Origin of the sequence: Streptomyces phyllanthi (assembly GCF_009377205.1) — a bacterium.
Taxonomy (GTDB): domain Bacteria; phylum Actinomycetota; class Actinomycetes; order Streptomycetales; family Streptomycetaceae; genus Streptomyces; species Streptomyces phyllanthi.
The window spans coordinates 1-10,708 of record NZ_VJZE01000320.1; the positions used below are offsets into that span (position 1 = coordinate 1).

Sequence of the window (10,708 nt, forward strand, 5' to 3'; positions counted from 1 at the left end):
GAGACGGGGGTACCTCCCTGTCCGAGCGAAGTCGAGGACTTGGGGGAGGCCGGGGCCACGACGAGCGGGGCGTGACCGCGCGCGGCGAGGTGCCGAGCGGTCTGCAGGGCGCAGTGGGCCACGCCGTTCACATCGGGGGGAAAGGACTCGGTCACGATGACGACACGCATACGGGTGTTGTCCTCGTGCCGGACGTGGCCGCGTCAACGTGGATCTTTCCGGACGGGGAACGACGCATGAGCATCGCGCTCCGCTCCCGTCCGGCTCCGCGCCCCTTTCCCCCAGGTCACGCCGCGTTCATGCAGTTGTCCAGTTGTTCATACGCCGGGGATGCGCGGCAGGTCATACGGCGGGGGCGTCGGGTCCGATCCGGCTCCGTACGGCTGTCTGGACCTCGTCCTCCTCGGCGGGATCGGCAGCGAGCCTGCGCAACTGTTCGACGACGCGGGTGTCACCGGTCTCGGCGTGCCGGGCGGCGATCTCGCGGGTGGACTCCTCGCAGTCCCAGAGGCATTCGACGGCGAAGCCGGACGGGAAGGAGGGATCGGTGGCTGCCAGCGCGCGGGCGGCGCGGCCACGGAGGTGGGACGAGGCGGTCTCGCGGTAGATGTGACGCAGAACGGGGGCCGCGCAGACGATGCCGAGCCGTCCGGCGCCGTCGACGAGGGTCCACAGCGTGGGTGCGTCCGGCCCCTCGCCCCGTACGGCCTCGCGGAGCGCGCCCAGGACCAGGTCGCTGTCCTTGGTGCCGCCCCGGCAGGCCAGCATGCGTCCGGCGGCGGCGCCCAGCACGTCCGGCCGGTGCGCCCAACGGCGCGCCCGGTCGACGGCAGCGACACTGCACATGCGTTCGAAGGCGTCCACGGCGGCGTCCACGACGGCCGCCGAACCGTCGGCCACGGCGCCCTCGATCAGATCGAGGGCGTCGGGATCATTGCCGTCGGCGAGATAGCGCAAGGCGGTACAGCGGGCGCCGTCACTGCCCGCGCGGGCGGCTTCCAGGATCTCCGGCCGGTCCTCGGGCCCCGCGACGGCCGTGAGACACCGGGCGGCCGGCACATGGAGCACGGCACCGCGCTCGATCCCCTGCTGGGCCCATTCGAAGACGGCCCGCACGCTCCAGCCCGGACGGGGCCCGGTAGGTCGCATCTGCCGCTGCCATCGGTCGAAGCAGCCGGTTTCCTGGGCGGCACGCACGCGTGTGGCGATCGATTCGCGGGAGTCCTCGGCCCACAGCCGCCAGGGCCGTGGTTCGAACGCGTCGCGGACGACGGTGGCGAGCTCGGCCTCGCCCTCCGCGTCGGTGGAGAAGCGCGCCAGCACGGGCGCCGCGAGGGCACGCAGTCCGGCGTCGTCGTCCCTGAGGGCCAGTTCGTCGAGGGCCCAGGCCCAGTTGGTGCCGTGCGCCGCGTACCTGCGCAGCAGTTCGAGCGCGTCCCGCCTGCCGTACGAGGCGAGGTGCCCGAGGACCGCCAGGGCGAGCCCGGTGCGTGACTCGCACGTGTCGAGCACGTCCTCGGCGGCGAAGAGGTGCCGCTCGATCTCGTCCAGCTCGCCGTGGAGGTCGAGGTAGAGACGGGCGTAGTACAGCGAGCGGTTCTCCACCTGCCAGTCGTGGCGGGGGTCGCTGAGCACACAGTGGTTCAGTGCCGCGAGCGCCTCGGCCCGCGGGGCGGTGAGCGCGTGCAGCGTACCGTCGCCGCGGCCCCGCTGGAGGAGGCCGAGCAGCGTACCGCTGGGCGCTATGACCGGTTCGAACATGGGAAACAGCCTCACATCAAGCGTCGACGCAACCGGGGATCCGCAACTACCTGGCCGCGTGACAACACGTCGGAGCGCCCGCCGTCTCTTGCTTGCTGTAGACCATCTTCCTCTGCCTCTCGTCGGTGGCCCATGCGGACCGCATCACGGCCCACGCGGTGCGGCAACACCTGCCCAGCCATCGTGTCCGTGAATCACGACGTCATGATGACCCGGCGGTTCTTCCTGCCGCGACCGAAATTTCCGGCGGCCCCGTACCGCCTCCCCCGTCTTCCGTGTCTGCGCTGGTCAAAAAAGTTTCATCAGCGTGCGCCGAACAGTTCCAGCAGTTCCGTCCGGCCGAACATCCGGGCCGTGTCGACGGCCGACGGAGTGCCCGCGAGGGGGTCGGCGCCCCTGTTGAGGAGGACCCGGATGACCGCCTCCTCACCCTTGAAGACCGCCCCCGCGAGCGGTGTCTGGCCTCGGTCGTTGACGCGGTCGGCCTCGGCGCCGCGCTCCAGGAGGGAGCGCACCGCGTCGGCGTGGCCGTGGTAGGCGGCGAGCATCACGAGCGAGTCGCCGCGGTCGTTGGTGAGGTTGGCCGGAACGCCCGCGTCGACGTACTCCACGAGCGTCTCGGTCTCACCCCGGCGCGCCAGGTCGAAGATCTTGGTCGCGAGCTCCACGACCTCGGGGTCGGGGGCGTCAACCATGGGCGGACCGCCTCTCACAGCGAGCAGAGGAGCCGGAGTGGCTCCGTGGAACGGCATCGGGTCCGTACGACGGTAGGTCGGTGCCGCCGTACGAGTGAATCGACAGGGTACTGGGATCCGCCCGCACATGACCGGAACCGCCCGAGGCAAAGATCACAGCAGACTCCACCAGGCGCCACACCGGCCCGGCCGGCCCAGCAGCGGCTCCACCGTTCGAGGGAAATCAACCCGAATTCACCCATATGCACCTTTTATAGTATGAATACCTTCTGTGATCCTGGAAGAACTCATGGTGACTGTCCCCCTCGACCAGGAGAGCACAAATGATTCTGTCCATCTCAGGCGTCGTCCTGCTCGGCATCATCGTCTTCCTCTTCTTCCGGAAGGACGGCCTCAAGCCGTCCCACGCCATCGTTTCGGCGCTCTTCGGCTTCTACCTCGGCGGTACGGCCCTCGCCCCGAGCATCAAGGCAGGAGGCGAGAGCTTCGCGAACCTCCTCGGCGGGATCAGCTTCTGACCCCGCTCCAGCCCGTACGCACCCCAGGAGACAGCAGTGGCCCGCCGCCCCCTCCCCCGCATCCTGAGCAAAGGCAGCACGCACCTCGCCCGGAGCCGGGAACTGGCCCGGACGGCAGCCGACGGCGCCACCGACGTTCTCCACCCACTGATCACGATCACCCGTGGCCTGCGCCGGCTGGCGGCCGCCGGACGGCGCAAGTGGGCAGACACCCCGAAGGACAGGCGCGGATCGCTGTTCCTTCTGGGGGCGTCGGTGATCCTGGTCGTGGCCCTGGTGCCGTACGGCCCGCTGCTCGCCCTCATCGGACTGATGGCGGCGGCGGCCTGGCAGGGCCGTGAGCACTCCGCGCCGAAGTCCAAGGTCCCCGAGGAGGCGCAGATCAAGCGCCTCCAGGCGCTGTACGAGGCTCTCGTGCCCTATTTCACAGCCGTGGAGGCCACGGCCCCCCTCTACGTACACGGCGGCGACTGGCGCACGGCGTTCCCGGCGTACGACTTCGACGACTCCGGACGCCTCCGGCACCTGGAGATCCTCTATCCGGCGTACTTCACGGACGGCGAGGCCGAGTCCCGCGCGCGGATCGAGCAGGTGGTGCACGCCAAGTCCGGCCGCGGCCGCGAGTACCTGTTCGACTGGGACGAGGAGGGCAACCACCTCACGGTCAGGGTCCTCGCACCACTGCCCACCGGCATCGCCACGCAGCGCTTCGTCACGGCACCGGGCGAAACCGTCCTCGGCTTCACCGACCCCACCCACGTCCAGCGCACGCTGCCCCTGGCCCACGGAGGCAAACAGCTCGACGTCCCTCCGGTCGTCTGGCGCACCGGCGTCCGCTCCACGGAGCCGCACCTGCTGGTGGTGGGCGAACCGGGCAGCGGTACGACGACCCTGCTCCGCTCGATCGCGCTCCAGACCCTGCGGTACGGCGATGTCGTGATCGTCGAGGGCGGCGGCACCGGCGACTACGCGTGCCTGACCGGCCGGGACGGGGTACTGGCCGTGGAGTGCGGGCTCGCCGGGACGCTGGCGAGCCTGGAGTGGGCGGCGCACGAGACGGAGCGCCGGCTGATCGCCGCGAACCGCGCCCGTCAGGCGGGCCACGCGCCGCCGGAGGACACCAGGCGCCCCCTGTGGATCCTGCTGGACCGTCCCGGCGCTCTGGGACACGTGGCCGCCGCCGACCGCGGCCGGGATCCGCAGTCCCTCCTCCAGGTACCGCTGCGCCACGGCCGCCCGGCGAACGTGACCGTCGTCGTGGCCGAGCAGTTCGACGGCCTGGACACCCTCTCCGAGGCGGTACTCCAGCACACACGCGCGCGCGTGGTGCTCGGCCCCGCCTCCCCGGAGCAGCTGAAGGACGTCCTGGGCACGCGCCCGCGCAGCACACCCGCTGTGGACGTCCCGCCCGGCCGCGGGTACGCCCGCCTGGGCACCGGCCCCGTCCACCGTCTCCAGGTGCCGGCCACCCCGGACCCGTACGACGACGCCACACCGGAGAGCCACCGGCAGGCGGTGCTGGACCTGCTGCCGCCCCGGACGGCTCCGGCGGACACGGTGGCGGCGGACGCCGACCCCGAACCGCCGAAGACGGACGCCCGACCGGAGGGCACGGAGGCGGTCCCCGCGAAAGCCGCGGTGGCCGAGAGCTGACCCGTTCCAGGGCCTGTCCGGCCCTGATCCGCCGGACAGGCCCCGGTCACGCCACGAACGTACGCGGCGCCTCCACGCCCCCGGGAATGCCCGTCTCCACCAGCCGCGCCGCCGCCGCGAGCCGCGCGGCCGCCTCGTCGGCCACCGCACCGCCCACGGTGAACGGCAGCCGCACATACCCCTCGAAGGCCCCGTCGACCCCGAACCGGGGACCCGACGGCACACGCACACCCACACGCTCCCCGGCCTCGGCCAGACGCGAACCCGACACCCCTCCGGTGCGCACCCACAGGGTGAGCCCGCCCCGCGGCACGTCGAACTCCCAGCCGGGCAGTTCCCGGCGCAGGGCAGCGACGAGCGCGTCCCGGTTCTCGCGGGCCTGGCCGCGCCGGATGCCCACCGCCTGCTCCCAGCCGTCGGTGCTCATCAGCCAGTTCACGGCGAGCTGCTCCAGCACGGGTGTGCCGAGGTCGGCGTACGCACGGGCCGCGACAAGACTGCGGATGACGTCGGGAGCGGCCCGCACCCATCCGATGCGCATACCCGCCCAGAACGCCTTGCTCGCCGAGCCGACCGTGATGACGGCCGAACCGCCCGGATCGAAGCCGCAGACCGGCCGGGGCATCGCGTCGGTGAGCTCCGGGTCCAGATACAGCTCGCTCATCGTCTCGTCCACGACCAGTACGGTCCCCGCGGCCCGGGCCGCGTCCACGAGCCGCCGCCGCTGGTCCTCGTCGGCCAGCGCGCCCGTCGGGTTGTGGAAGTCGGCCACCACGTACGCCAGCCGCGGCGCCGCGTCCCGCAGCACCTGCCGCCAGCGGTCCAGGTCCCATCCGGCGAGCCCCTCGGCCATCGCGACGGGCACGAGCCGGGCGCCCGCCTCACGCATCAGCTGCAGGATGTTGGCGTAGGACGGCGACTCCACGGCGATGCGCTCACCGCGTCCCGCGAAGAGATGGCAGATCGCGTCGATGGCGCCCATCGCTCCGGTGGTGACCATGATCTGCTCGGGCATGGTCGGGATCCCGCGCGCGGTGTACCGCTCGGCGAGCATCGAGCGCAGCGCGGGCAGCCCGGCCGGGTAGTCGCCGTGCGTGTGGGCGTACGGGGGCAGCTCCTCCAGGGCGCCCTGCACGGCCCGGGTGAGCCAGGGCTCGGGGGCGGGCGGGGCCGCGCACCCCAGGTCGATCATGGAGCCGAGCGCCTCGGGCGGGAGCGGTTCGAGCCCGCGCGCGGGAAGCGGGTTACCGGCTGGTACGGCGGTCCAGCTGCCCGCTCCGCGGCGGGACTCCAGGAACCCCTCGGTGCGCAGGGCCTCGTACGCCGCCGCGACCGTCGTCCGGCTCACGGACAGGGACAGCGCGAGCTCCCGCTCGGCGGGCAGCCGCGCCGCGACCGGCACCCGGCCCTCCAGCACCAGCAGCCGGATCCCGTCGGCGAGCGCGCGATAGGCGGGCGGACGGCGGGCTCCCGGGCCCGCGGGGCGCTCCTGCTGGGAGGTGAGCAGCCGCGCGAGCTGGGCAGCACCCACCGCCGAAGTCCACTGGGCCATATTTTTCAGTCCACCTTCCCCGAATTGGCCATGGATGGCGTATCCCGCCAAGCCACAGGGTGTCATGCGCCAGGCCACTTCCACCACCTCAGGGGGGCACGTCTTGTCCAGCGACCCATCCACGCAGCGCCGTCTCGGGCGACGGTTGATCCAGTTGTACGCGGGTCTCACGCTGTACGGCGCGAGCATGGCGCTCCTTGTGGAGGCGGGCCTGGGCCTTGCGCCCTGGATCGTGCTGGACCAGGGGCTCGCCAAGCTCACCGGGCTGACGATCGGCGTGATGTCGATCATCGTGGGCGCGGCGGTGCTGCTCCTGTGGATCCCGCTGCGCCAGCGCCCGGGCCTCGGCACGGTCTCCAACGTCTTCGTGGTCGGCCTCGCGATGGACGCCACCCTCGCGGCGGTGCCCGACGCGCACGCCCTGTCCGTACGGGTTCCCCTGCTCGTCGCAGGCATCCTCCTGAACGGCGCGGCGACCGGCCTCTACATCGCGGCCCGCTTCGGGCCGGGCCCGCGAGACGGCCTGATGACGGGCCTGCACCAGCGCACCGGCCGCTCGATCCGCCTGATCCGCACGGCGATCGAGGTGGCCGTCGTGGCGACCGGCTTCGCCCTCGGGGGCACGATCGGCGTCGGCACGATCCTCTACGCGCTGTCCATCGGTCCGCTGGCCCAGCTGTTCCTGCGGGTGTTCGCCGTCCCCACGGCATCCGGCAGCACGGTCGTTGCCACCGGTCCGTCCGAGCGGGCGATACTGCCCAGGTGACCACGCCCGTACGCCACCCGTACCTCGACCATCCCGGCCCGATCGCCTTCGCCCACCGGGGCGGGGCGGCGGACGGCCTGGAGAACACCGTGGCCCAGTTCCGGCGCGCGGTCGAGGCGGGCTACCGGTACATCGAGACCGATGTGCACACCACGGCCGACGGACAGCTCGTCGCCTTCCACGACGCGACCCTGGACCGGCTGACCGACGGCGCGGGCCGCATCGCGGACCTGCCCTGGAAGGACGTACGGCACGCGCGCGTGGCGGGCTCCGAGCCGGTGCCCCTCTTCGAGGAACTGCTCGAGGAGTTCCCCGAGGTGCGCTGGAACGTCGACATGAAGGCGGAGCCGACCCTCCATCCCCTGCTGGACCTCATCGCCCGTACCGGCTCCTGGGACCGCGTCTGCGTCGGCTCGTTCTCGGAGGCGCGCGTCGCCCGCGCCCAGCTCCTGGCCGGCCCGCGCCTGGCCACGTCGTACGGCACCCGGGGCGTCCTGGCGCTCCGGCTGCGCTCGTGGGGCGTGCCGGCCGCCCCGCGCCGCTCGGCGGTGGCCGCGCAGGTGCCCGAGTCCCAGTCGGGGGTCCCCGTGGTGGACCACCGGTTCATCCGCACCGCCCACGCGCGCGGGCTCCAGGTCCACGTGTGGACCGTGAACGAACCGCAACGCATGCACCGGCTCCTGGACCTGGGCGTGGATGGCATCATGACCGATCACATCGACACGCTGCGCAAGGTTCTCGAGGACCGGGGAACCTGGGTCTGACCCTCGCGCGGCCCGCACACCGGGGAAGCGAGGGCACGGGTGGGCATCGACACCGTGCGGACGGACGGGGCGGACGAGGCCGCCGGAAGGCGGCGCGAGCAGCGCGGCTGGTACTTCTACGACTGGGCGTGCTCCGTCTACTCGACCAGCGTGCTGACCGTGTTCCTCGGCCCCTATCTCACCTCGGTCGCCAAGTCGGCGGCGGACGCGGACGGCTTCGTCCACCCCCTGGGCATCCCGGTCCGCGCCGGATCCTTCTTCGCGTACTCGGTGTCAGTGTCGGTGATCGTGGCCGTCCTGGTCATGCCCCTGGTGGGCGCGGCAGCCGACCGTACGGGCCGCAAGAAGCCGCTGCTAGCGGCGGCGGCCTACACGGGGGCGGCCGCGACGGCGGGCATGTTCCTCCTGGACGGTGACCGCTACCTCCTCGGCGGCCTCCTGCTCGTCATCGCGAACGCCGCACAGTCGGTCTCGATGATGCTGTACAACTCCTACCTGCCGCAGATCGCGTCCCCCGAGGAGCGCGACGCGGTCTCCTCCCGCGGCTGGGCCTTCGGTTACGCGGCGGGCTCACTGGTCCTGGTCCTGAACCTGGTGCTGTTCACCGCCCACGACAGCTTCGGTGTGTCCGAAAGCACAGCGGTCCGTATCTGTCTGGCCTCGGCGGGCCTGTGGTGGGGCGCCTTCACCCTCGTTCCGCTGCGGCGGCTGCGCGACCGCCGGGCTCCGGAGACCCGGGCCACGGCCCCCGGCCTGCGCCAACTGGCGGCGACCGTACGGGACATGCGCCGCCACCCGCTGACGCTGGCCTTCCTGCTGGCGTACCTCGTCTACAACGACGGCATCCAGACGGTGATCTCCCAGGCCTCGGTGTACGGCTCCGAGGAACTGGGCCTCGGACAGTCGACACTCATCGGGGCGGTGCTGCTGGTCCAGCTGCTCGCCGTGGCGGGCGCGCTGGGCATGGGACGGCTGGCCCGGAAGTACGGGGCGAAGCGCACGATCCTGGGTTCGCTGGTCGCATGGACGCTGACCCTGGGCGCGGGATACTTCCTTCCGGCAGGCGCCCCGGTGTGGTTCTTCGTTCTGGCGGCCGGGATCGGCCTGGTCCTCGGCGGCAGCCAGGCCCTGTCGCGGTCACTCTTCTCACACCTCGTCCCGCCCGGGAAGGAGGCCGAGTACTTCTCGGCGTACGAGATGAGCGACCGCGGCATGAGCTGGCTGGGCCCGCTGCTGTTCGGTCTGACATACCAGCTGACCGGAAGTTATCGGGACGCGATCATCTCTCTGCTGGTCTTCTTCGTCCTGGGATTCGCCCTGCTCGCACGGGTTCCGGTGCGGCAGGCGATCAGCGACGCGGGCAATCCCGTACCGGAACGGATTTAGCACCAGGGGCGAAAGGGCTGTAGTGTACGCGGTTGGCCTGCCAGGCGTACCGTTACTGCGCGTCAAAGATGCCGAAACGCTAGGTGACATCTGCTGTCAGATGTGACAAACCGGGCGCCGGTGGGTACTGCATTGGTTGACAAGGCTGCGGCTACGACGGCGACGCATGACCCGGAACGGGACACGGAACGGGAATCTTTACCGCCGACCGGACGTTGACCGGATGACGACGACAGCGACACCTGTCCTGTGGGCGACAAGCCCGGGAGGCACGATTCATGAGTGAGCGAGCTCTTCGCGGCACGCGCCTCGTGGTGACCAGCTACGAGACGGACCGCGGCATCGACTTGGCCCCGCGCCAGGCCGTGGAGTACGCATGCGAGAAGGGGCACCGCTTCGAGATGCCCTTCTCGGTCGAGGCGGAGATCCCGCCGGAGTGGGAGTGCAAGGTCTGCGGGGCCCAGGCACTCCTCGTGGATGGCGACGGTCCAGAGGAAAAGAAGGCCAAGCCCGCGCGCACGCATTGGGACATGCTGATGGAGCGGCGCACACGAGAGGAACTCGAAGAGGTCCTTGAGGAGCGCTTGGCCGTTCTCCGCTCCGGCGCGATGAACATCGCGGTACATCCGCGGGACAGCCGCAAGTCCGCGTAGCCCCTCCGGGGGCTGGGCGGCATACACAGCACGACCGAAGCCCGCGGGCACCGTACAAGGATGTACGGGGCCCGCGGTTTCGTGTTGCGCTCAGCCACTTCTCGGGACGGGTTGCGCCCCGAGACCCCCAGCGTCAGCCCCTCCGGCGTTTGAGGAGCGGGAGCCCAGGGGGCGGAGCCCCCTCGGCGGAGGCGGAGAAACTCAGCGATTCAACGGCGGCCGTGGCCCCTGCGGAGCGTCCCCGTCGTCCTCCCTGATCACCTCGCCCTGCACGACCTTGCCGTCCGGGCGGTGGATGCGGGCCTGCTGGAAGGCGTCGCCCAGGCTGCCGGTACCGGCCTCACGGATCTTGCGTTCGAAGGTGCGCTCCGCGTAACGGCTCAGGGCCTTCTGAAGCGGCGGAATCAGCAGGAGCAGCCCCACCACGTCGGAGACCAGGCCGGGCAGCATCAGCAGCAGACCACCCAGCATCAGGAAGCCATTGCCCTCAGTGTTGCCACCGGTCGCGGGAGCCTCCCCGCTCTGCTGTCGCTGCAGCGTCTCGGTCAGGTTCCGGAACGCCCGCCTCCCGGCCCGCTTGACCACCACGGACCCCAGGACGAAACCGGCGACCAGCAGCAGGAAGACCGCGAAGCCACTGGCCGCGCCCGCGACCAGCGTGAGCAGCCAGATCTCCAGCACGAGCCACGCGGCGATACCCAGCGGCAGGAACGTACGCATCCGCGAGCGCCGCGGCCGGGCGGGATACGTGGGAGTCGGAGCGCCAGTCGTCATGCCCCCAGTGTGCCCGGCCCCGGCTCAGCACGGGATAAGGGGCTGGTCGGACAGAGCTGTGAGCCTCGGGACAAGGCCGGCCCAGTCGGCAAGGCCGACAGCTTCAGCCCCAGCGCGGCCGACAGCTTCGGCCCCGGCCCGCCCGCGGCTCACGACGCCTTCCGCCGCCCCAGCACCTTTCCCACC

The 10,708-nt window shown here is 71.4% G+C and carries 10 protein-coding genes and 1 pseudogene; 6 read left to right on the top strand and 5 right to left on the bottom strand.

Annotated elements, in window-relative coordinates:
* From FNH04_RS48060 to FNH04_RS32215, 3 genes and pseudogenes are all read right to left on the bottom strand, one after another.
* Positions 1–170, bottom strand: a pseudogene (locus tag FNH04_RS48060) (glycosyltransferase family 1 protein); the annotation flags it as partial.
* Positions 171–342: 172 nt separating this feature from the next.
* Positions 343–1,761 (bottom strand): HEAT repeat domain-containing protein, encoded by a 1,419-nt coding sequence (locus FNH04_RS32205; RefSeq protein WP_152789399.1) that lies wholly within the window; start codon positions 1,759–1,761, stop codon positions 343–345.
* 302 nt (positions 1,762–2,063) lie between these two features.
* Complete coding sequence (locus tag FNH04_RS32215; protein ID WP_152789400.1) at positions 2,064–2,456, bottom strand: ankyrin repeat domain-containing protein; 393 nt, start codon at positions 2,454–2,456, stop codon at positions 2,064–2,066.
* Between the two features lie 323 nt (positions 2,457–2,779).
* Here FNH04_RS32215 and FNH04_RS32220 point away from each other — a divergent pair, with 323 nt between their 5' ends.
* Together FNH04_RS32220 and FNH04_RS32225 are read left to right on the top strand one after the other, a co-directional pair.
* A complete protein-coding gene (locus tag FNH04_RS32220; RefSeq protein ID WP_152789401.1) occupies positions 2,780–2,974 on the top strand; it encodes a hypothetical protein in 195 nt (64 codons plus the stop codon).
* Between the two features lie 36 nt (positions 2,975–3,010).
* On the top strand, positions 3,011–4,627 hold the full coding sequence (locus FNH04_RS32225; RefSeq protein ID WP_322724444.1) for an ATP-binding protein: 1,617 nt from the start codon (positions 3,011–3,013) through the stop codon (positions 4,625–4,627).
* A gap of 46 nt (positions 4,628–4,673) precedes the next feature.
* On the opposite strand, the gene FNH04_RS32230 is transcribed toward FNH04_RS32225, so the two are convergent.
* Positions 4,674–6,179, bottom strand: coding sequence for an SCO1417 family PLP biosynthesis transcription factor (locus tag FNH04_RS32230; RefSeq protein WP_152789402.1), 1,506 nt, complete (start codon positions 6,177–6,179; stop codon positions 4,674–4,676).
* A gap of 64 nt (positions 6,180–6,243) precedes the next feature.
* Here FNH04_RS32230 and yczE point away from each other — a divergent pair, with 64 nt between their 5' ends.
* The 4 genes from yczE to FNH04_RS32250 all read left to right on the top strand — a co-directional run bounded on the left by yczE (position 6,244) and on the right by FNH04_RS32250 (position 9,748).
* Positions 6,244–6,945 (top strand): membrane protein YczE, encoded by a 702-nt coding sequence (gene yczE, locus FNH04_RS32235; RefSeq protein WP_152789403.1) that lies wholly within the window; start codon positions 6,244–6,246, stop codon positions 6,943–6,945.
* Complete coding sequence (locus FNH04_RS32240; RefSeq protein ID WP_322724445.1) at positions 6,942–7,709, top strand: glycerophosphodiester phosphodiesterase; 768 nt, start codon at positions 6,942–6,944, stop codon at positions 7,707–7,709. Before yczE ends, FNH04_RS32240 begins: the two co-directional genes overlap by 4 nt.
* 39 nt (positions 7,710–7,748) lie before the next feature.
* A complete protein-coding gene (locus tag FNH04_RS32245; protein ID WP_322724446.1) occupies positions 7,749–9,095 on the top strand; it encodes an MFS transporter in 1,347 nt (448 codons plus the stop codon).
* A 278-nt stretch (positions 9,096–9,373) separates the two neighbouring features.
* Positions 9,374–9,748, top strand: coding sequence for an RNA polymerase-binding protein RbpA (locus FNH04_RS32250; RefSeq protein ID WP_003977404.1), 375 nt, complete (start codon positions 9,374–9,376; stop codon positions 9,746–9,748).
* 201 nt (positions 9,749–9,949) lie between these two features.
* Here FNH04_RS32250 and fxsA read toward each other — a convergent pair whose 3' ends face one another.
* The gene (fxsA, locus tag FNH04_RS32255; protein ID WP_152789404.1) at positions 9,950–10,522 is read right to left on the bottom strand and encodes an FxsA family membrane protein; all 573 of its coding nucleotides are present in this window, start codon (positions 10,520–10,522) and stop codon (positions 9,950–9,952) included.
* Between the last annotated feature and the right edge of the window lie 186 nt (positions 10,523–10,708).

Coding starts and splice junctions, on each gene's coding strand:
- yczE (WP_152789403.1), top strand. CDS start 6,244: ATGCGCCAGGCCACTTCCACCACCTCAGGGGGGCACGTCTTGTCCAGC.
- FNH04_RS32250 (WP_003977404.1), top strand. CDS start 9,374: ATGAGTGAGCGAGCTCTTCGCGGCACGCGCCTCGTGGTGACCAGCTAC.
- FNH04_RS32205 (WP_152789399.1), bottom strand. CDS start 1,761: ATGTTCGAACCGGTCATAGCGCCCAGCGGTACGCTGCTCGGCCTCCTC.
- fxsA (WP_152789404.1), bottom strand. CDS start 10,522: ATGACGACTGGCGCTCCGACTCCCACGTATCCCGCCCGGCCGCGGCGC.
- FNH04_RS32230 (WP_152789402.1), bottom strand. CDS start 6,179: ATGGCCCAGTGGACTTCGGCGGTGGGTGCTGCCCAGCTCGCGCGGCTG.
- FNH04_RS32215 (WP_152789400.1), bottom strand. CDS start 2,456: ATGGTTGACGCCCCCGACCCCGAGGTCGTGGAGCTCGCGACCAAGATC.
- FNH04_RS32220 (WP_152789401.1), top strand. CDS start 2,780: ATGATTCTGTCCATCTCAGGCGTCGTCCTGCTCGGCATCATCGTCTTC.